Origin of the sequence: Blautia sp. HCP3S3_D9 (genome assembly GCF_052063845.1) — a bacterium.
In the GTDB taxonomy this organism is placed as follows: Bacteria; Bacillota; Clostridia; order Lachnospirales; family Lachnospiraceae; genus Blautia_A.
The window spans coordinates 64,078-83,773 of the sequence record NZ_JBQHWS010000006.1; the positions used below are offsets into that span (position 1 = coordinate 64,078).

The window sequence follows — 19,696 nt, forward strand, 5'->3', positions numbered from 1 at the left end:
AAAATGAAACTTTCAGACTATATTGTTACATTTTTGCAGAAAAAAGGAATTAGCCATTTCTTTGGATATCAGGGTACAATGATCGCACATGTGGTGGATTCTATTGAGAGAAATCCAGAGACAGAGAATCATTCCAGCTATAATGAGCAGGGTGCAGCTTTTGCAGCATGCGGTTATGCTCAGGCGAAAGAGGAATGTGCATGTGCTTATGCTACCAGCGGCCCGGGAGCGGTGAATCTCTTAAGTGGTGTGGCAGATGCTTATTATGATTCTCTGCCTGTGATCTTTCTTACAGGGCAGTTGAATACTTATGAATATTCCGGGATTGAGGGACTTCGTCAGCAGGGATTTCAGGAGACGGACATTGTGGCAATGGCGAAACCGATTACGAAATATGCAGTTCAGATCCGGAATCCGGAGGATATTGTAGAGGAATTAAATAAGGCTTATCATATTGCGACAACAGGACGCAGAGGTCCGGTTCTCATTGACCTTCCCATGAATATTCAGAGAAGTGAAGTAGAGAATCCGGTTTATGATATGGTGTTTGAGGATAAACACACAGATGCAGCTGCGGCACAGCAGGCGGCAGATAAGATTCTGGAAGCGCTGGAAGAGGCGAAGCGCCCGGTGATTATGCTGGGTCATGGCGTGGACAGTTATGCAAGCCAGCAGAAACTAATCCGATTTGCGCAGAAGAGACAGATTCCGATCATTACCAGTGTGCTGGCAAAATCTGTGCTGGGTTATGAGCATCCGTTAAACTTCGGATGTATTGGCGGTGCATATGGACATCGCTACGCAAATATGATCGCCAATGCCAAGAGTGATCTGCTTCTCTGTTTCGGAATTTCCATGTGTACCAGACAGATCGGAACGAAGGTTCATGAATTTGCGAAAGGTGCGAAGATCATTCGTGTGGATATCGATCAGTATAATCTTCAAAGAGATATTCATGAGAATGGTGAGAATGAGTTGAAACTGCAGGCAGAGACCGGCGCAGTAATCGATTGTCTGGCGAAAGTGTCCAGTCCGGAGCCTGAGGGCATTAGTGAGTGGCTGAATGTCTGCAACGAGATCAAAGAGAATCTTCAGGCAGTGGATGACAATACACCGGAGAGATATCCGAATCGTATGATTGCGGATCTCAGTGACATGCTGACAGATACTTCAGCGATTGCAGTTGATGTAGGCCAGCACATGGTATGGAGTTATCAGTCATTTAAAAATCATGAAGGACAGAAGCTTCTTTTTTCCGGTGGACATGGTGCAATGGGATATGGACTTCCGGCGGCGATCGGAGCTTATTATGCCACTGGAAAACCGACCGCATGTATCTGTGGTGATGGTGCCTTACAGATGAATATTCAGGAACTGGAATGGGTAAAGAGAGAGAATCTTCCTATTAAAATAATGGTTATGAATAATGAAGCGCTGGGAATGATCCGGCATCTGCAGAGAGATTATTTTGACTGCCTCTTTGCCGGAACTACAGATGGATGTGGTTTTGCATCCTGTGATTTCTCAGAGGTTGCGAAGGCTTATGGGATTGCTTCATTGAGAATGCATTGTGATGCTGTAAAAGAAGAGGCACCGGAATTTCTGGAGGGGGAAGGTCCGAAACTTCTGGAAGTTATGCTGGAGCATGGGACTTTTGCATATCCGAAGACTTGTCTGGGTGAGCCGATTCATAATCAGCAGCCGTATGCACCGAAGGAAGTTTATGACAGACTGATGGAATTATAAGAATTGACGCTGTTGAATGAAGAGTGAATCGTAACATCATTGGAAAAAATGGAAATATAAGAATATAAACAGTGTTGTTGACATGTCACTATCTATAGGATGTCTGAATATGATACGCGCCTATATATTGAAAAGCGTATTGTTAAAAGTGATATAAAACAGCAATAGGTAGTAATAGAGGTAAGAAATGAGCAAAGTAACAGTAATTACAGGCGGAACTTCAGGAATCGGCCGCGGCATTGTGGAGAAGATTTTGGCGAATTCAGAGAAAGATGATCTGATTTTTGCCACTTATGCACATAATGCGCACAAGGCAAATGAATTCTGGGACAGTTTGAAACCGGAAGAGCAGGAGAAACTGATCATTCTGAAAGCGAATATGTCTTCCTATGATGAGATGATGAATTTCGTCGGAGAAGTGAAGGAGAAAGCCGGACATGTAGACTGGCTGATCAGTAATGCGGGAATCAGCACTTATGACAAATTTCAGGATTATACCTTTGAGGAGTGGAATAAGATCGTAAACACGAATCTGTCAGTGCCGGTATTTATGATCAAAGAATTTATGCCGGTGATGACAGAAGGCGGAAGAGTGCTCTTTATGGGATCTTATGCAGGACAGCAGGCGTATTCCTCTTCGCTGGTTTATGGTGTGACCAAAGCGGCAATTCATTTCCTGACGAAATCTCTGGTAAAGGAATTTGAGCCGAAAGGCATCACAGTCAATGCCATTGCACCTGGATTTATAGAGACTCCGTGGCATGAGAACCGTACACAGGAGAGTTATGACCGCATCAATCGCAAGATTGCACTTCACAGATTTGGTGAGATTAAAGATGTGGCAGATATGGCGTACAGTATTCTTACGAATAATTATATGAATGGAAGTATTGTGGATATCCATGGGGGGTATGATTACTTCTGAAAAACAGGATTGGAATTGTAATAGTTGCAGTTATTATTACGCTGGAAACTTATATTTGAGCGTCTTATTGAAATTATTTCCCGACAGGGCAGACATTTGGAAAAAATGTTTGTAACTGTCGGGATTTTTTTGTCGATTATGTAATCGGCAGCTTACTGTCCGGCATTTATCTTTGAAGAGGCCGATAGACTTCGACCAGTAATATTCTTCATAATATAAGAAAGTAATGAATGTGGATAGCCTTATCTGCATGACATGTGCATAATAATATATGGTCACAAAAAATGAATGGACCTCGAAAACAGTCTCTATTTTTTGAACTAATTTTTCTTTATATGACAGTTTTGTGACTGAAATGTGATATTCTAATAAAACCGGAGAATTTTTGTCCCGGTTATTTGTAAGGCATCGAAAAATGTTATATTGAAGATAGAGGTTAACATGAAGAAAGAGAAAACATTTATCGTGCAGATCAAAGATACGGAATCAGGTACCTGGCAGGGAACTGTCCAGTGGGTGGAAAAAGAGAAGAAAGAGATTTTCCGCAGTGCGCTGGAGTTGATGAAATTGATGGAATCTGCAGTAGAAAGTGATAACTGAATTCATATTTGACGGGGGAAAGAGACGATGAGTCAAACAGTAAAAGTACATTTTTTCGGGGAATTCCGTCTGGAGAGTGGGACTGCATCTCTGAATGAAGAAACGATTCATTCAAAGAAAGTAATGAAACTTATGGCGTATCTTCTGCTGAATCATGATCGGATGATCAGTGCCGAAGAACTGGGAGAGCTGATATGGGGAAACGGCGGTTCGTCAAATCCCATGGGTGCGCTTAAGAACCTGGTATATAGAGTACGCAGTGTGCTGAAACAACTGGGATCAGAGGAATATATTGTTTCCGGAACAGGTACATATGGATGGAATCATGACATAGAACTTCGAAGTGATATGTCAGAGTTTAAGTATTATGCAGAGCAGACAAGAGAATGCAGTAAGGATATAAATGAACAGATCAGGAAATATGAACAGGCGGTTGCCTGTTATGAGAAACCTCAGACTTCTGTTCTGACATCTGACTCCTGGATGTCTGTACGGTATACTTATCATCATTCTGTATATATGAAATTGGTAAATGAGTTGTGTGAACTGTACAGTAGTGTACATGCATATGACAAGATTCAGAATGTCTGTGGATATGCGATGTCCTGTGACGAACTGAATGAAGATACCCACTATTGGCTTATCAAGAGCTGGGTAGGACAGGGAAATATTGAGAATGCCCTGAAACAGTATGACACAGCGATGAAGATTCTGTATGAGAGACTTGGAATGCACAGATCCCAGAAGATGCGGGAACTGTATGATGAAATTCTTGGAATGAGTAAGGATATTGCTCAGGCAACCATGGATGATATCTATGGAGAAATCCAGGAGGAGGATCCAAATGGCGTATTTTTCTGTGAATATACCGTATTTCGGGAGATATACAGACTGGAAGTCCGACGTGTTCTGCGCTCGGGGATTGCAGAGTTTATGATTCTGCTGACGGTTGTGATCGATGAGAAGAGAATGCAGACGGAACCGACCAGAATTCAATATTATAGGAAAAAAGCCATAGATAAATTGCAGCTGACCTTATGGCGCCATCTCAGAATGGGAGATGTGGCAGCCAGATACAGTGATGAACAGTATGTCATAATGCTTCCTTACTGCAGTTATGAGGCAGCACAGAAAGTAATCCAGCGCATTACAGTAAATTTCAACAAGATTATGGGAAATAACAGAATTCAGATAAAGGCAGAAACGAGGGAGGTCTCTATTCATAATGAACTTCCTTTGGAGAGAAAAGGGGGGACAGAATGGATTCATGAGAAAAAGAAGTGATTTACCTGTCAGTACTTTATACATCTGTACAGATGAGAGAAATGGAGAGAACAGGGCAGGGAGAGCTTATTGTAGATTATTTCCGAGTGCGATTAAATTTCGGGATTTGGGAGAACTGCTTGTAAAGGCAGATCTCATGTTTGATAAAGCAGGATATCCGCAGGCATATCAGGAGAGCAGAAGTTTTGCTTCCGATGAAATCCGTAGTGTCGTTTATAATCCGGAACTGCATTTTTCTGATGAAGAATTACGGGAGAAGCAGGGAAGAATTTCAACAGAATATATCATTGTCAGCAGCCGCCGCAGATCCGGATGGCAGGGCATATATATTGACAGTCAGGGAAATGATTCAGAGTTTATCAGTGAGATTGAACTTCTGAAGCAGATTTCCGGACAGACGAAATAGAAAGATGAAGGTTACTGTTCACGCGCTGCTATCCCGAGAGGTGTTTTGGCATGAACAGGCAATAAACTTTGACATCCGTGCGTAATACTTATATAATGGAAAAAAGTATTCCGTTATTGAGAATAGACATCATATGTCTGTTAAAAGTAGAGCGCGGAGGCGTATAAAGGTGAGTAGGCCAGATAATAAAAAAAGGCGAAAGAGAATCTTATTTTTTACAGCTCTCATTGCAGTGATCTTCATTTCATGGGAGCTGATTAATTTTAATACATCGGTAAAGGAAGCGGAGAAATCCAAGTCCCGCGATTTCATCACAGAATGGACGGAACAGAATGCCAGCCTGGTTCGGTATAAAGCGGATAAGTATTATGATATCCTGGATTATGCTGCGAAGTTTATCAGCAAGATGCCTTTGGATGACGAGGAAACCAGAGATTTGCTTTATGAGAATTTCAGTGAGAAAGCAACGGAGTTTGAATATTTTCGCATTATAGGTAAAGATGGTTTTGCAGCGGAAACTGGTCGGGATTATTCAGACACGGAATATTTTCAGACCAGTATGGCAGGAGGCAGAGGCCTTGCAAAATGCAGCAGTTCCTATGACAATGGAGTTCTTTTGTCTGTACCTGTGAAGGGCGGGGATGGTGAAACAGAAGGAGTACTCTGCGGAGTGCTTTTCGGAAGCAGACTGAGTGTATTTAAGCAGTCCGGCAGGAGTGTGAAATATACGAGCATGTTTATTACTGATGGTAATGGGGACTGTATAGTTGGCAGAAATACAGATGCGGCATTTGGCAGTAATATTTTTGCAGATCTGGAAATGAGAGAGTTGAGTGTTCCACTTTCTACGATCGAATTCAGAGCGCGGACAGGGGTTACTGTTCCGTTTGAGATTAACAGCGATTATGGAAATAAGATGGCAGTGATCAGCCCGGTGAAGGGATATGATCTGTATGTGGTAACTATCATAGATAAAGATTATGTACTGAAGACAGGCAGGACATATCAGAGGTATGTACTGTTTCTGACGATTAAGATTCTGTTGGCACTGGCTGTGTTTGCGGGGGGTTATCTGCATTTTCAGAGACAGGACAGAGTCTATATCCGAAATCTGAATCGTCAGCTGACACTGAATGAAGAAACTTACCGTATTACTGCCAAAGACAGTGATTTATGTGTTTTTACTTATGATGTGGAAACAGAATTGATACAGTTTCTGAATGACAAATATCTGGAACTGGGACTGGATCAGGCACAGTTGAGTATTCCGGTACTGCTTAAGAAAATCAGGGATATTAATCCGGCTACCTGTTCAGTGATCGAGGAGATTTTGCAGTCTGTGGATTCATCGGAGACATCCCAGTCACGAAAGGTAAAAATACGTGCGGGAGGGAAACTGAGATACCTGCAGTTTAATACTACGAATCTGTATGATGAATCTGGAAAAGTTTCCCGTATGGTTGGAAGTATTGAGGACATTACCAGTCTTGAGAATAATATGCTTAAACTACAGAAAGAAGCCATGACGGATCTGCTGACCGGTGCGATGAACCGTGCAGCAGGTACGGCGATGATCAACCAGCTTCTGGAGAATGCACCGGATGAGGGATGTGTACATACTTTCACTATTGCAGACCTGGATAATTTCAAGACACTAAATGATGTGCTTGGTCATATGTGGGGCGATAAGGCACTCTATGAAGTGGTTCTTACTATGCAGAAACATTGCAGGGCAAAGGATGTTGTCTGTCGACTGGGGGGTGATGAATTCGTAGTTTTCATGCCAAATATGCCCAGACAGGATGCGGAAGAGAGTTTGCAGAGGCTTTCTGCAAAACTTCATATTAACTATGAAAAAGACGACAAGTCTGTAATGATCTCGGCATCCATGGGAATCGTTACTACAGAGAGAGCCGGAGCGACGTTCCAGGAACTGTATGAGGAAGCAGATAAGTGTTTGTATCAGGTGAAGAGAACATTTAAAGGATCCTATCATATCGCGGAGAAATCAATCTGATGTACTGGCGGATTCAGAGAGTTTCAGGGATAAAGCGTCATATTTTGGCGGAATATAGAGAATATGTTTTCTGATATCTGCAAAATGATCTTCCTGATTTTTCAAGAGATTCTAAATGCGAAAAATACGCGATAAAATATAGGCATAAATATAAGAAAAGACTTGACTTGAGCATGTCATGTGTGATAAACTTGACAAGCGACATGGAAGTTAGGTCTTTTTTTTATGCTCGAAAAAGATGACGGATACATCGTCAGGCGTGAGAAAAACGACCATGCAAATGAAAACACTGGAGGTGGAAGTTGTGCGCGTTAAGATTACATTAGCATGTACCGAGTGCAAGCAGCGTAACTACAATATGACTAAGGAGAAAAAGAACCATCCTGAAAGAATGGAAACTCAGAAATATTGTAAGTTCTGCCGCAAACACACTCTGCATAAGGAAACAAAGTAATCCAAGGTAACTGGACGAAACAGTTACTCACAGAGAATTGTGAGGTCAGGCTATGCAAGGAAATGAAAAATCTGCTGGCAAGAGCCAGAAGAAGAGTTGGTTTCAGGGACTTCAATCAGAATTCAAGAAGATCGTCTGGACAGACCGCAGCACTTTGATCAAACAGACCATCGTGGTTGTGTGTGTATCAATCGTGCTTTGCGTACTGATCAGCGTAATGGATTCATTTATTCTCGAAGGCATTAATCTTTTAATGAAATAAGGATAAGGTGATTGTATGTCAGAAGCGAAATGGTATGTTGTTCATACTTATTCCGGGTATGAAAACAAAGTAAAAGCCAACATTGAAAAAACCATCGAAAACCGACACCTGGAAGATCAGATCCTTGAAGTTCGTGTTCCTTTACAGGAAGTATCCGAGCTGAAGAACGGAACTGTGAAACAGGTTCAGAAGAAAATGTTTCCTGGCTATGTACTTCTCAACATGGTTATGAATGACGATACATGGTATGTTGTCCGTAACACCAGAGGTGTAACAGGCTTCGTTGGACCAGGATCCAAGCCGGTACCGTTAACTGAGGAAGAGATGATTCCTCTTGGTATCCAGAATGAGGATATTCAGGTAGATTTCGCAGAGGGCGATACAGTTGTTGTCACAGGCGGTGCCTGGAAAGATACCGTTGGTGTTATCACTGCTCTCAATGTGCAGAAGCAGACAGCAACGATCAATGTTGAACTTTTCGGCCGCGAAACGCCGGTAGAAATTAGTTTCGCAGAAATCAAACAGATGTAACAAGCAAAGGTAACAATATCGTGGGAGGGACATAAACCCCCGCCAATACCACATAGGAGGTGCCGAAAATGGCAAAGAAAGTAACAGGATATATCAAATTACAGATTCCGGCTGGTAAAGCAACTCCAGCACCACCTGTAGGTCCAGCTCTTGGACAGCACGGTGTAAATATCGTTCAGTTCACAAAAGAGTTCAATGCAAGAACAGCAGATCAGGGAGACTTAATCATTCCTGTAGTTATCACTGTTTATGCAGACAGAAGTTTCAGCTTCATAACCAAAACTCCGCCGGCTGCAGTTCTTCTTAAGAAAGCTGCTAAGATTAAATCCGGTTCCGGCGTACCGAACAAGACAAAAGTTGCTAAGGTTACTAAAGCTCAGGTTCAGGAAATCGCTGAACTTAAGATGAAAGACTTAAATGCAGCATCCCTCGAAGCAGCTATGAGCATGATCGCTGGTACTGCAAGAAGTATGGGAATCGAAGTAGTTGATTAATTTTAATATTAAATAGTAAGTGGGAGGGCGTTCCCCGCAAATACCACAGGAGGTTATAGAAATGAAACGAGGAAAGAAATACGTGGAAGCTGCTAAAGCAGTAGACCGCGCTACATTATATGATACCGCAGAAGCTATCAGCTTAGTTAAAAAAGCTGCTGTTGCTAAATTTGACGAGACTATCGAAGTTCATATCCGTACAGGCTGCGATGGACGTCATGCAGATCAGCAGATCCGTGGTGCAGTAGTTCTGCCACACGGTACTGGTAAAAAAGTTCGTGTTTTAGTATTCGCTAAAGATGCTAAAGCTGAAGAAGCAAAAGCAGCAGGTGCTGAATTCGTAGGAGCTGAGGAACTTATTCCGAAGATCCAGAATGAAGGATGGTTAGACTTTGACGTTGTTGTTGCAACTCCAGATATGATGGGTGTTGTAGGTCGTCTTGGTCGTGTACTTGGACCGAAAGGTTTAATGCCAAACCCGAAAGCTGGTACAGTAACAATGGACGTTACTAAAGCAGTTCACGATATCAAAGCAGGTAAGATTGAGTACCGTCTTGATAAAACCAACATCATTCATGTTCCGGTTGGTAAAGCATCCTTTACAGAAGAACAGTTAAGCGACAACTTCCAGACGCTGATCGATGCTATCGTTAAGGCTAGACCAAGCACACTGAAAGGTCAGTATTTAAAGAGCGTTGTAATCGCTCCGACAATGGGACCTGGTGTGAAGATCAACCCGATGAAATTAGCATAATAGATTTTAGCAATTTAAGACTCTCGGAGAATTTCTCCGGGGGTCTTTTTGCGTTCTCGCGAGAAGAATGGGGTTACAATGTTTTTAGGGAGTGTGGTATAGTAGGGGGTGAATTAGAGATTGGTTAGATATATTTATTGTATGCTAAGCAATGATGTAGAAGCAGACAGGAGGAGTTAGTTTGGCAGCGAGTAGACGTGGAAAGAAGAGAAGTGGGAGAAGCTATGCATGGAGATACCGGGGCAGGATTGTGGCTTGTGTGTTTGCTGAGGTGATTATTATCTGTGCTCTGGTCATTATGATTGGATGGAACAAGGGTGTGAAGGATTGGTTTGAACAGTTTGAGCAGCCGGTTCTGAAGGAAGTGGATATCAGTGGGATTAACAGTCCTAATGTGATTTTGATACAGGCGCGGGGCGGTAAGATTCTTGGAGAGATCAATGGTGAAGAGCGGATTTATCCGGCTTCTATGACGAAGATCATGACGGTGATCGTTGCGATTGAGAATCTGAAAGATCTGGATGAGGAGATTACGCTGACGGATGAGATGTTTGCCGGGTTGTATGAGCAGGATGCGACGCAGGCGGGTTTTCAACCGGGAGAGAATGTCAGGGTGATCGATCTGCTGTATGGGGCTATGCTGCCGTCTGGCGCGGAGTGCTGTATTGCATTAGCAGATACGATCAGTGGTTCTGAGGCGGATTTTGCGGAGCTGATGAATAAGAAGGCTAAGAAGCTTGGAATGGATAATACACACTTCTGCGATTCCACAGGACTGCATAACCCGGATCATTATAGTACGGTTAAGGATATTGCGGTGTTGATGAAGTATTGTATTAAGAATGATACGTTCCGTGAGATTGTGGAGACTTCCAGACATTCCACCGGAGTTACCAATATCCACCCGGATGGTATCACTTATTACAGCACAATGTTTAAAAACCTCTCTGATCCGACCGTCACAGGTGGAAAAATCCTCGGCGGAAAGACCGGTTATACTAGTGAGGCAGGACATTGTCTGGCTAGTTTTGCGGAGATTGAGGGCAGAGAGTATATTTTTGTTTCAGCAGGTGCTTCCGGAGCAGATGGAAATACGATTCCGCATATACAGGATGCGGTGACTATTTATAACAGGGTTGGTGAGGCGATTGAAGAGAAGATGAATAATAATAAATAAAATATCCGTTTATGAGTAAATAGTGCTGAGAGTCACCAGATAGTTATTGTTTACTTTGCGTCCGGCAAGACTAGATATTTGCGAGGGCAAATGTTTATGGATTTTTAATAGACGTATTGTAATAGATGTGATATAATCATTCGCATACAAAAGAACGATACGGACTATAAAGGAGGTGGGACTGGTGACGGACAGACAAATACTGGAAGCTATTTTTGCAGAGGTCAAAGGGCTTGGAACTCGAATGGATGGTTTTGAATGCCAAATGGATGGTTTTGAAGGCCGAATGGATCGAATGGAAGGGCGAATGGATGGTTTTAAAGGCCAAATGGATCGAATGGAAGGGCGAATGGATGGTTTTAAAGGCCAAATGGATCGAATGGAAGGGCGAATGGATGGTTTTGAAAGCCGAATGGATCGAATGGAAAAGCGTCAGGAGCGTTTTGAAGAAGAGACCAGAAATAATTTTGCAGATATCAAACTGCATCTGGAGAACATAACAGACAGAAATCTTTCCATCCTTGCAGAGAATTACCAGAATGTAATTGATAAGATGAATGTGCCGATTACTTGGATGAACAGAGTAATGATGAATGAGATTAGAATTAATTCTCTAACAGAACGAGTTAGCCAGCTTGAGCAGAGTCACAGCTAAGCTTCCAATGAGGAAAATACCAACGGATAAAGAACAGGGGGAATGTCTATTTTTCAGACACCCCCTGTTTGCGTTATGTGTAGGTTATGAATGTTTCAGGAAGCGATAACATATTTCTCTCGTCCATGGTTCTCCTGCATGAACAATATTGTAAGGGAATCCATGCCCACCCGGTGCATCCAGATAATCCTGGAATTCGAAGGCGAGGGCGCAATCAGGGCTTGTGGTCTGGCCTTCTTTTAATTCTATTCCGGTTTCGAAATATCTTCCGGAGTAAACGACAACACAAGGAGAATCCGAGCTGATCTGAAGTTCCAGAGAGCCATCCGGTGAGGTACAGCTCAGGTCAGGTTTACTGTCCGTTGCCGGAGCAGTCAGGGATGTTGCAGAAATATTATGATTTAAGATATATTCATGATTATATCCCCGATTTCTTTTGATCTGTATATCATTTGGATAAGCTTTGATCTGCTCCTGAAGTACAGCAGGTTGACGCAGATCAAACGGTGTTCCATCTACTTTAGAAATACCTTCAGGAGTAAATTCAGGCGTATTCAGGATATATCGATCTGCCTGTATCTGCAGTTTGTGATCCAGCGCGGATTTGGAAAAGTCACCTGTCAGATTAAAGTACGTATGATTAGAAATATTAAAGTAAGTATCTTTATCAGAAACTGCCTCATATCTTAAAGTCAGAGTATGATTTTTTGCAGAGTATAAACAGCTTTTATTTCTCTGTTTCCAGGAAATCCGTCTAAGCCGTCTTCTAATACGATCTTAAAGACTACAAAGAATAAAGCACATTGCTGCTATCTGATGGGCCTCGGAAATCTCGGCCTCGGAAATCTGGAGAAGGCAAAAGAGCACTTCGAAGAAACTCTCCAGCTTGATCCGCACCATTTGCTGGCGAGACTGTATCTGAGAGGAATTCAGTAATTTTCATAAATTGCTATATTGATTTCAAAAATTACATATACTATAATGCAAGTAGGCAAAGAAGCGATATAATTCAATGCAAGGCAAAAGCCCTCAGTAGTGCGAATACTGAGGGCTTTTTGCTGGAATTTTCTGGAATTTAAGTTGCTTGTCGGTAAGAAAAGTAATAAAATAAGCAGTAAGAAAAACATTTGTCTAAGGAGGAAGTAGATATGAAAAAAGTCAAAAATCTGGTTATTGCATTATTCCTGGCGTTTACATTTATTGTAGCGGATCTTGCAGCAGCACCAGCAACAGCACAGGCGGCCGGCACTCTTAAATTTGCAAAGTCGATAACACTTATGAGAGAAAATGGAACAGATGGAACGGGAACATATGGAATAATGAATTCAGTGAAATCCGATAAGATCCTGAATTTAAAATCCAGCAACACAAGTGTAGCGACGGTAAAAAACGTGCAGTTCAGAGGTGATCACTCGATTGCTATAAAAGGAAATAAACAAGGTACAACTACAGTATCATTTACAGTACAGAGAAAAAATGGAAAAAAATATTCTTTTAAATCCAAAGTTTCAGTATTCAATTATACCAATCCACTGAGTAAATGTACTTTTGGAAAAACAGATTACAGTAAACAGTTTGATAAGGGAGATCACTACTTTGCTTCTTTCGGTACTGCAAAAAAAGGAAAAATAAATATTGCTGTTAAGAAGGGTTACAAATTAGATAGTTTATATTTCTGCGAATATGGAACCGGGGCACGGAAAAAGATTAAGAGTGGAAGTACCATTACTCTGGATAGCCAGCACTATTTAGAGATAAATTACAAGAATACCAGCAAAAAATATTCATATACCCTGCTTCTGGGTGGCACAATATAAAACATGGCAGATGTATCAGTGAAATTTTTTATAAATTTCTTGAAAGAATAATCAATGAGTAAAAAAGGGGAGAACCGATTATTTCGGCTCTCCCTTTTAAAATTCCTGTTATGAAATTATTCTCCGAAGTATCTCTTAAGCAGACCAGCGAATGCTTTTCCATGTCTTGCTTCGTCTCTTGCCATTTCATGAACTGTATCATGGATAGCGTCAAGGTTAGCTGCTTTTGCACGTTTAGCAAGGTCAACTTTACCAGCTGTAGCACCGTTCTCAGCTTCTACACGCATCTGAAGGTTCTTCTTTGTGCTGTCTGTTACAACTTCGCCTAATAATTCAGCAAATTTAGCAGCATGTTCTGCTTCTTCGAAAGCTGCTTTCTCATAGTATAAACCAACTTCCGGATATCCTTCTCTATGAGCTACTCTGGCCATTGCAAGGTACATACCAACTTCGGAGCATTCACCCTGGAAGTTTGCTCTTAAATCTTCGATAATATCTTCGCTAACGCCCTGAGCAACACCTACAACGTGCTCAGCTGCCCATGTCATTTCTCCGCCCTGTTTGATGAATTTGTCAGCTGGTGCTTTACATACTGGACAGACTTCCGGAGCGTTCTCGCCTTCATAAACATAACCACATACACTACATACCCATTTTGTCATAATTAAAATCTCCTTTTTTCTTAATGAATTTATTAATTGGATGCCAGATAAAAATTTGATTGTTTTCGGCATCATTTTGTTCTTTGGTGCTTTCCGCATGTGCGGTAGAAAAAGTAACTTTTTTAATAATAGTAATCATTACTGTTTTCTATGTTCTTAGGTTACCATACTTGATTGAAAAAGTCAAGCTTTATTTTAGCTTTTTTGAAACTTTTTATCAGAAGCATCATGGGAAGTATCAGACTCATTTGCTGTTTCTTTTAAACAGTCTTCGCATAGTCCGAAGAATCTTGCGCTGTAATCTGTAATCTTTCCGCCAAAGTTCTCGCCTGCAAGCTCCATAATGTGGTGAATCTTCTCATTCTCCAGATCAATGATCCGCTCACATCTGGTACACATGAAGTGGCAATGCCTCTCGGTTCGCCCGTCAAAGTGATCCGCTCCGGCAAAAGAAGAAAGCTTCTTGATTTCTCCCAGATCAGCCAGCAGAGATAAGTTGCGATATACCGTGCCGAGGCTGATATTCGGGTAGATAAGCTTCATATTCTCATATACCACATCCGCAGTAGGATGATCCGTCCTGCTTCGCAGAAATTCTTTGATAGATTCTCTCTGACGGCTGTATTTCAGTGTCGCCATGGTATTCCTCCCTTCTCTGAATTGCAGTAACTCTAATTGCTTATTTAATAACAATAATCATTACTGATATTGTTACTATACAATATTGGATGAAAATTGTCAAGATATAAATAAAAATAATTCTCATTTAAAATTTTCAAAAGTAAAAACTATAAACAAGGAAACAATGTTTACAAACCCACCGAAATGTGCTATATTTTCCCTATAACAGGAAATAACTATTTCCTATAACCAACAGCGTTCCATAATCACAGATGAACCGCTGTTACGAAATAACACAAACTCATTGAAGAAGAGAGTACATTTGCAGACCGTATTACAGAGAAATCCCCACGGATCACAACGAACAGAATCCAAGGCTGAGAGGGATATGCAAGGAGCAGATCGAAGATGGCTTCCGAGAGGCACTGCTGAGAGTCAACAGCTTTAGGCAGCGACAGGCACGCCTGTTACAGCGTAGAGGTATCACAACGTACCTCCCAAGGTTTCCCCGCGCGAGCCCGGAAACGAATAGAAGTGGTAACACGGGTAAATCTCGTCTTCTCAGATAATCTGAGGAGACGTTTTTTTATTTCCCCAACACCAGTTCCTTCCCACCATGAAGAATTTATGTTTTTCTTCCACAAATAAGGAACAGTTGTTATCATTTCAAAAACCAGCCTGGGAAATTATTTCTCTTTCTATGCATTTGCAGGGATCGTGTAAATCTTAGTGTCTGGAAATCTGCGTTATGAACAAAAATCTCACTGTTTGAGCGAAGCGAGTTTGAGATTTTTGTGAATGCTTTTAGTAGATTTTCAGACACTTAGAGTTACTAGATCCCGAAACCGCATAGAAAGAGAAATAATTTCCCGGGCGTCCACATTAAAAAAGGAGACAATAAACCATGGAAAAACAGAAATATTACATCACCACCGCAATTGCCTACACATCCGGCAAACCGCACATCGGCAACACTTATGAAGTGGTTTTAGCAGACGCCATCGCCCGCTACAAACGCCAGCAGGGCTACGACGTATTCTTCCAGACCGGAACCGACGAACATGGACAGAAAATCGAATTAAAAGCAGAAGAAGCCGGAATCACCCCAAAAGAATTCGTAGACAACGTATCCGGCGAGATCAAGAGAATCTGGGATCTGATGAACACATCTTATGACAAATTTATCAGAACCACAGACGAAGACCATGAAAAACAGGTCAAGAAAATCTTCAAAAAAATGTACGCAAAAGGTGACATCTACAAAGGACACTACGAAGGAATGTACTGCACACCATGTGAATCTTTCTTCACAGAATCCCAGCTCGTAGACGGCAAATGTCCGGACTGCGGCCGCCCATGCGTACCTGCAAAAGAAGAAGCATACTTCTTCAAAATGAGCAAATACGCTGACAAACTCATTGACTATATCAACACCCACCCGGATTTCATCCAGCCGGAATCCCGTAAGAACGAAATGATGAACAACTTCCTTCTCCCGGGACTTCAGGATCTCTGCGTATCCAGAACATCCTTTAAATGGGGAATCCCGGTAGACTTCGACCCGAAACATGTTGTATACGTGTGGCTTGACGCCCTTACAAACTATATCACGGGAATCGGTTACGACTGCGACGGCGAAAGCACAGAACAGTTCAACAAACTCTGGCCTGCAGACCTGCACCTGATTGGAAAAGACATCATCCGTTTCCATACAATCTACTGGCCAATCTTCCTGATGTCACTGGATCTGCCGCTTCCGAAACAGGTATTCGGACATCCGTGGCTCCTTCAGGGCGATGGCAAAATGAGTAAATCCAAAGGAAACGTAATCTACGCAGATGAACTGGTAGACTTCTTCGGTGTAGATGCAGTCCGCTACTTCGTACTTCACGAAATGCCATTCGAGAACGACGGTGTCATTACATGGGAACTGATGGTAGAGCGCCTCAACTCTGAGCTTGCAAATACTCTCGGAAACCTTGTAAACCGTACCATCTCCATGTCAAATAAATATTTTGGCGGCGTTGTAGAAAACAAAGGTGTAACAGAGCCAGTAGATGATGATCTCAAGAACTTCATCCTCTCCGTACCTGCAAAAGTAAACGAAAAAATGGACAAACTCCGTGTAGCAGACGCAATGACAGAAGTATTCACAATCTTCAAACGCTGCAACAAATACATCGACGAAACAATGCCATGGGCACTTGCGAAGGATGAAGAAAAGAAAGACCGTCTTGCAACAGTTCTCTACAATCTCGTTGAGGGAATCTGCATCGGCGCAACTCTGCTGAAATCCTTTATGCCGGAAACAACAGAGAGAATCCTTGCTCAGTTAAATGCACAGGACAGAGAATTAGAAGATCTTAAGACATTTGGTCTCTATCCGTCAGGAAACAAAGTAACTGAGAAACCGGAAATCCTCTTCGCACGTCTTGACCTCAAAGAAGTAATGGCAAAAGTAGCAGAACTTCATCCGCCAAAAGCTGAAGAACCTGCAAAAGAAGAGAATGAAGATGTGATCGACATTGAAGCAAAACCAGAAATCACATTCGAAGATTTCGGCAAACTTCAGTTCCAGGTTGGTAAGATCATCAAATGCGAAGAAGTAAAGAAATCCAAGAAACTTCTCTGCTCACAGGTACAGATTGGCAGCCAGGTACGCCAGATCGTTTCCGGAATCAAAGCACACTACAGTGCAGAAGAAATGGTAGGCAAGAAAGTTATGGTAGTAACTAACCTCAAACCAGCCAAACTTGCCGGAGTACTCAGCGAAGGAATGATCCTCTGCGCAGAAGATGCAGACGGAAATCTTTCCCTCATGGTACCTGAGAAAGAAATGCCGGCAGGAGCAGAAATCTGCTAATACGACAACCGAATTAGGACAAAATATATCGCAAAGTGGGGCGTGCAGATTGCGGGAATGATTTTTCAAACACGCTCTAAAGACAACTTCAGAAATATCAGTATGAATTATCACGGCAGGGATGGTTATTACTGGAGAAATTTACTGAAAAAACAGCTTAAATTCTGTATAAATTTCCGAAAAATCATCTTGACAAATAGACCTCTAAAAGCTATTATTAATAGTAGATAAAGGGGAGTAACGGGCACGTGAGTGTTCATGATGTTGTCAATTTCGATGGGTAAAGACTCCATCCGTATCGTGAAGAAACGATGAGGCTTTTATTGCATATATTAGTGCAATAGAAGCCTCATTTTTGTACAAAAATATGGGGAATTGTCGTAAGTGCGAAACTTTTTCGATAAAAAATTGTTTATAGTGGAGAAAAATCGAAAATAGTGGAGAAAATATGATTATATGACAATTTTGTGACCAGAAAGTGCCACACTTACAAAGTGGAAACACATATTATCATACAAAATAGAGCCTCGGTGTATTGGCATGGTGAAGAAGGACGGAAACGCCTGGACTGTAACGCACACTCATGTATTTACATGGAGGCATGTTTGCAAAAGAGGATAAAAAAGAAAGAGAAAAAAGGGAGAAAGAAACATGAACATGAAGAGCAACGTCAAGCGTTATCTTGCGGCGCTCCTGACTGTTATAATGATTTTCCGGCAGTCGGGCGCAAACGCTATTTTCGCAAGCAGCGAAAATATCCCCGCAGCGACTACAACAGAAGAGGAAGTGGCGGCTCAGAGCGAAGAACCTGAAGAGGAAGAACCGGAAGTTGAGGAGCCAGAGGAAGAATAACCCGAGCAAACGCCCGAAGAGCAGCCCGACGAAGACCAGCAGGAGGATTCTGAAGATTCTAATGACTCTAACGATTCAGACAATCCACAGAATCCGGTTACACCAGTTCCAGAAGTAACTGAGGTACCAACGGAGACACCAACCCCTGAAGTTACAGAAACTCCAGAGGAAACACCAAAAACAGATTTTACATCTGAATCCGCTGGTGGACGTATTGAACCTGCAACTGGCACTGTAAAAGTACAGATGCAGTATGCAACACCACAGCTTGAAAAAAATACAGATGATGAGTCATGTCAGAGTACTTTAAAAGTCTATGTAAATAGAAAAGAAGACACAACTGCCGAATTTGAGAAAAATGAAACAGATGCAGTGAAGAGTGTTAAGTTTAAAACTTTTGAAATGGGAGTTGTGGCATTAACACGTGTTACAACTGTTTTGGCAGAAGAAAGAACTATTACATATCAAGATGATGAAAAAACTATTGTTGCTGTTGTTTCAGATTCAAAAGCTTTACCAGAAGATGCAACACTTGTTGTTAATGAAGTACAGCTTTCTGATGAACAAAAGGAACTGGCTGAAAATAGTCTGGATTCATCAGAGCAGATGAATGATTACACGGCATATGATATGCATTTTGAAAAAGATGGCGTTGAAGTAGAGCCGCAGAATGCTACAGTTACTGTTTCTATACAATTTAATGAAGTTAAGGAAATAGGAGATGAAACTGTAAATCAGGAGGCTTCTAAAATTCAGGTGTTACATCTGGATGATGATTCAAATGTCAGCGATGTTACAAAGGATGTAGCTGTAGATGAAGAAGGTAATGTAAAATCTGCAGAATTTGTTACAGATAATTTTTCTATTTTTATTCTTGCGCAGACAGTAGAGAACAATAGAAAATTTGTATACGAAGATGACAATGTTAAGATTACTGCTGTTGCAGATAAGAAAGAAGAAGTATTAAATTCTAACCTTGTAAGAATGAGGGTTGAGATTTTAGGATAATAAGCGGGAATCCTCGGCAATTCAATTACCGAGATGAAAGCGCAAACTGTGCATATCTGCACTCATAATAAATAAAAATAACAAAACGGTTTTCATTCAATTTCTCCCCATAAAAAACTGTATCCGGTATTATAAAAAAGAAAATATGTTCGATATTTTATTGCGAAATTTTTGATATCATGGTATACTATATGTATGAAAGAAAATCTTATACATTACCGCACTTGTGTGTGCAATATTAATTATCATATGGTATGGTCGGTAAAATACCGGCGGAAGATATTAAATGCGGAGGTCGAGGCATATCTGCAGGAACTGGTGCAGGAGATCGCAGAAGATAAGGGCTTTACGGTCCATCTGTTTGAATGTGGGGAAGGAGACCATGTACACTGTTTTGTGTCAGCCCCTCCGAAATTATCCATAACTGCGATCGTGAAATACCTGAAGGGGATCTCCGGCAGGAAGCTTTTCGAACGTTTTCCGGAAATAAGAAACCAGCTTTGGAAAGGGGAGCTGTGGAACCATTCCTATTATGTGGAAACGGTCGGATCTGTATCGGAAGAAAATA

At 41.6% G+C, this 19,696-nt stretch carries 24 protein-coding genes; 20 read left to right on the top strand and 4 right to left on the bottom strand.

All coding sequences use genetic code 11. The annotated features are described in order from the left end of the window. The first annotated feature begins 3 nt into the window (after window positions 1-3). The 13 genes from ACTNES_RS02825 (at window position 4) to ACTNES_RS02885 (ending at window position 11,305) form a co-directional block, all read left to right on the top strand. Window positions 4-1,746: a thiamine pyrophosphate-binding protein gene (locus ACTNES_RS02825; RefSeq protein ID WP_291807594.1), complete on the top strand. Its 1,743-nt coding sequence runs from the start codon at window positions 4-6 to the stop codon at window positions 1,744-1,746. A gap of 187 nt (window positions 1,747-1,933) precedes the next feature. Continuing rightward, complete coding sequence (locus ACTNES_RS02830) at window positions 1,934-2,671, top strand: SDR family NAD(P)-dependent oxidoreductase (RefSeq protein WP_216460746.1); 738 nt, start codon at window positions 1,934-1,936, stop codon at window positions 2,669-2,671. 441 nt (window positions 2,672-3,112) lie between these two features. Next, entirely contained in the window at window positions 3,113-3,271 is a 159-nt protein-coding gene (locus ACTNES_RS02835; protein WP_216460745.1) for a hypothetical protein, read from the top strand. Window positions 3,272-3,298: 27 nt separating this feature from the next. Continuing rightward, window positions 3,299-4,555 carry a BTAD domain-containing putative transcriptional regulator gene (locus tag ACTNES_RS02840; protein ID WP_291816934.1) on the top strand — a complete coding sequence of 419 codons (1,257 nt, stop codon included), beginning with the start codon at window positions 3,299-3,301 and terminating at the stop codon, window positions 4,553-4,555. After that, window positions 4,539-4,961 (top strand): hypothetical protein, encoded by a 423-nt coding sequence (locus tag ACTNES_RS02845; protein WP_291807591.1) that lies wholly within the window; start codon window positions 4,539-4,541, stop codon window positions 4,959-4,961. The genes ACTNES_RS02840 and ACTNES_RS02845 overlap by 17 nt, the downstream gene beginning before the upstream one ends. A 169-nt stretch (window positions 4,962-5,130) precedes the next feature. Next, complete coding sequence (locus ACTNES_RS02850) at window positions 5,131-6,978, top strand: diguanylate cyclase (protein ID WP_291807590.1); 1,848 nt, start codon at window positions 5,131-5,133, stop codon at window positions 6,976-6,978. A gap of 304 nt (window positions 6,979-7,282) precedes the next feature. Continuing rightward, a complete protein-coding gene (gene rpmG, locus ACTNES_RS02855) occupies window positions 7,283-7,432 on the top strand; it encodes a 50S ribosomal protein L33 (RefSeq protein ID WP_025578252.1) in 150 nt (49 codons plus the stop codon). A gap of 52 nt (window positions 7,433-7,484) precedes the next feature. Continuing rightward, a complete protein-coding gene (gene secE / locus ACTNES_RS02860; protein ID WP_216460741.1) occupies window positions 7,485-7,694 on the top strand; it encodes a preprotein translocase subunit SecE in 210 nt (69 codons plus the stop codon). A gap of 15 nt (window positions 7,695-7,709) precedes the next feature. Next, window positions 7,710-8,225: a transcription termination/antitermination protein NusG gene (nusG, locus tag ACTNES_RS02865; protein ID WP_291807589.1), complete on the top strand. Its 516-nt coding sequence runs from the start codon at window positions 7,710-7,712 to the stop codon at window positions 8,223-8,225. A gap of 68 nt (window positions 8,226-8,293) precedes the next feature. Continuing rightward, window positions 8,294-8,719, top strand: coding sequence for a 50S ribosomal protein L11 (gene rplK / locus ACTNES_RS02870; RefSeq protein ID WP_008705378.1), 426 nt, complete (start codon window positions 8,294-8,296; stop codon window positions 8,717-8,719). Between the two features lie 61 nt (window positions 8,720-8,780). Beyond that, window positions 8,781-9,473: a 50S ribosomal protein L1 gene (gene rplA, locus ACTNES_RS02875; RefSeq protein ID WP_216460740.1), complete on the top strand. Its 693-nt coding sequence runs from the start codon at window positions 8,781-8,783 to the stop codon at window positions 9,471-9,473. A 181-nt stretch (window positions 9,474-9,654) separates the two neighbouring features. Next, a complete protein-coding gene (locus ACTNES_RS02880) occupies window positions 9,655-10,650 on the top strand; it encodes a D-alanyl-D-alanine carboxypeptidase family protein (protein ID WP_441038468.1) in 996 nt (331 codons plus the stop codon). 184 nt (window positions 10,651-10,834) lie between these two features. Continuing rightward, window positions 10,835-11,305, top strand: coding sequence for a hypothetical protein (locus tag ACTNES_RS02885; RefSeq protein WP_441038469.1), 471 nt, complete (start codon window positions 10,835-10,837; stop codon window positions 11,303-11,305). An 84-nt stretch (window positions 11,306-11,389) separates the two neighbouring features. On the opposite strand, the gene ACTNES_RS02890 is transcribed toward ACTNES_RS02885, so the two are convergent. Then, a complete protein-coding gene (locus ACTNES_RS02890) occupies window positions 11,390-12,076 on the bottom strand; it encodes an aldose epimerase family protein (protein WP_441038474.1) in 687 nt (228 codons plus the stop codon). A gap of 42 nt (window positions 12,077-12,118) precedes the next feature. On the opposite strand from ACTNES_RS02890, the gene ACTNES_RS02895 reads away from it, so the two are divergent. Continuing rightward, window positions 12,119-12,241: a hypothetical protein gene (locus ACTNES_RS02895; protein WP_441038475.1), complete on the top strand. Its 123-nt coding sequence runs from the start codon at window positions 12,119-12,121 to the stop codon at window positions 12,239-12,241. A 212-nt stretch (window positions 12,242-12,453) separates the two neighbouring features. After that, entirely contained in the window at window positions 12,454-13,122 is a 669-nt protein-coding gene (locus ACTNES_RS02900; RefSeq protein ID WP_291807366.1) for a hypothetical protein, read from the top strand. A 116-nt stretch (window positions 13,123-13,238) separates the two neighbouring features. On the opposite strand, the gene ACTNES_RS02905 is transcribed toward ACTNES_RS02900, so the two are convergent. Genes ACTNES_RS02905 through ACTNES_RS02915 form a run of 3 tightly spaced genes read right to left on the bottom strand, consistent with a single transcriptional unit; the run spans window position 13,239 to window position 14,423 of the window. After that, a complete protein-coding gene (locus tag ACTNES_RS02905; protein ID WP_216460732.1) occupies window positions 13,239-13,784 on the bottom strand; it encodes an NADH peroxidase in 546 nt (181 codons plus the stop codon). Continuing rightward, window positions 13,765-13,923, bottom strand: a complete 159-nt coding sequence (locus tag ACTNES_RS02910) for a hypothetical protein (protein WP_441038470.1) — start codon at window positions 13,921-13,923, stop codon at window positions 13,765-13,767. The genes ACTNES_RS02905 and ACTNES_RS02910 overlap by 20 nt, the downstream gene beginning before the upstream one ends. A gap of 56 nt (window positions 13,924-13,979) precedes the next feature. Then, the gene (locus ACTNES_RS02915) at window positions 13,980-14,423 is read right to left on the bottom strand and encodes a Fur family transcriptional regulator (RefSeq protein WP_291807362.1); all 444 of its coding nucleotides are present in this window, start codon (window positions 14,421-14,423) and stop codon (window positions 13,980-13,982) included. 886 nt (window positions 14,424-15,309) lie between these two features. Here ACTNES_RS02915 and metG point away from each other — a divergent pair. The 5 genes from metG to tnpA all read left to right on the top strand — a co-directional run. Continuing rightward, complete coding sequence (gene metG, locus ACTNES_RS02920; protein WP_291814475.1) at window positions 15,310-17,268, top strand: methionine--tRNA ligase; 1,959 nt, start codon at window positions 15,310-15,312, stop codon at window positions 17,266-17,268. Between the two features lie 12 nt (window positions 17,269-17,280). Next, window positions 17,281-17,499 (top strand): DUF6783 domain-containing protein, encoded by a 219-nt coding sequence (locus ACTNES_RS02925; RefSeq protein WP_334300747.1) that lies wholly within the window; start codon window positions 17,281-17,283, stop codon window positions 17,497-17,499. 420 nt (window positions 17,500-17,919) lie between these two features. Further along, the gene (locus tag ACTNES_RS02930) at window positions 17,920-18,120 is read left to right on the top strand and encodes a hypothetical protein (RefSeq protein WP_441038471.1); all 201 of its coding nucleotides are present in this window, start codon (window positions 17,920-17,922) and stop codon (window positions 18,118-18,120) included. A gap of 246 nt (window positions 18,121-18,366) precedes the next feature. Next, the gene (locus ACTNES_RS02935; RefSeq protein WP_441038472.1) at window positions 18,367-19,128 is read left to right on the top strand and encodes a hypothetical protein; all 762 of its coding nucleotides are present in this window, start codon (window positions 18,367-18,369) and stop codon (window positions 19,126-19,128) included. Between the two features lie 195 nt (window positions 19,129-19,323). After that, window positions 19,324-19,696: IS200/IS605 family transposase (tnpA, locus tag ACTNES_RS02940; RefSeq protein ID WP_441038473.1), on the top strand; the 373-nt coding region annotated here is incomplete at its 3' end.

Coding starts and splice junctions, on each gene's coding strand:
- ACTNES_RS02825 (WP_291807594.1), top strand. CDS start 4: ATGAAACTTTCAGACTATATTGTTACATTTTTGCAGAAAAAAGGAATT.
- ACTNES_RS02830 (WP_216460746.1), top strand. CDS start 1,934: ATGAGCAAAGTAACAGTAATTACAGGCGGAACTTCAGGAATCGGCCGC.
- ACTNES_RS02835 (WP_216460745.1), top strand. CDS start 3,113: ATGAAGAAAGAGAAAACATTTATCGTGCAGATCAAAGATACGGAATCA.
- ACTNES_RS02840 (WP_291816934.1), top strand. CDS start 3,299: ATGAGTCAAACAGTAAAAGTACATTTTTTCGGGGAATTCCGTCTGGAG.
- ACTNES_RS02845 (WP_291807591.1), top strand. CDS start 4,539: ATGAGAAAAAGAAGTGATTTACCTGTCAGTACTTTATACATCTGTACA.
- secE (WP_216460741.1), top strand. CDS start 7,485: ATGCAAGGAAATGAAAAATCTGCTGGCAAGAGCCAGAAGAAGAGTTGG.
- nusG (WP_291807589.1), top strand. CDS start 7,710: ATGTCAGAAGCGAAATGGTATGTTGTTCATACTTATTCCGGGTATGAA.
- rplK (WP_008705378.1), top strand. CDS start 8,294: ATGGCAAAGAAAGTAACAGGATATATCAAATTACAGATTCCGGCTGGT.
- rplA (WP_216460740.1), top strand. CDS start 8,781: ATGAAACGAGGAAAGAAATACGTGGAAGCTGCTAAAGCAGTAGACCGC.
- ACTNES_RS02900 (WP_291807366.1), top strand. CDS start 12,454: ATGAAAAAAGTCAAAAATCTGGTTATTGCATTATTCCTGGCGTTTACA.
- ACTNES_RS02905 (WP_216460732.1), bottom strand. CDS start 13,784: ATGACAAAATGGGTATGTAGTGTATGTGGTTATGTTTATGAAGGCGAG.
- ACTNES_RS02910 (WP_441038470.1), bottom strand. CDS start 13,923: ATGATTACTATTATTAAAAAAGTTACTTTTTCTACCGCACATGCGGAA.
- ACTNES_RS02915 (WP_291807362.1), bottom strand. CDS start 14,423: ATGGCGACACTGAAATACAGCCGTCAGAGAGAATCTATCAAAGAATTT.
- metG (WP_291814475.1), top strand. CDS start 15,310: ATGGAAAAACAGAAATATTACATCACCACCGCAATTGCCTACACATCC.
- ACTNES_RS02930 (WP_441038471.1), top strand. CDS start 17,920: ATGAACATGAAGAGCAACGTCAAGCGTTATCTTGCGGCGCTCCTGACT.
- ACTNES_RS02935 (WP_441038472.1), top strand. CDS start 18,367: ATGCAGTATGCAACACCACAGCTTGAAAAAAATACAGATGATGAGTCA.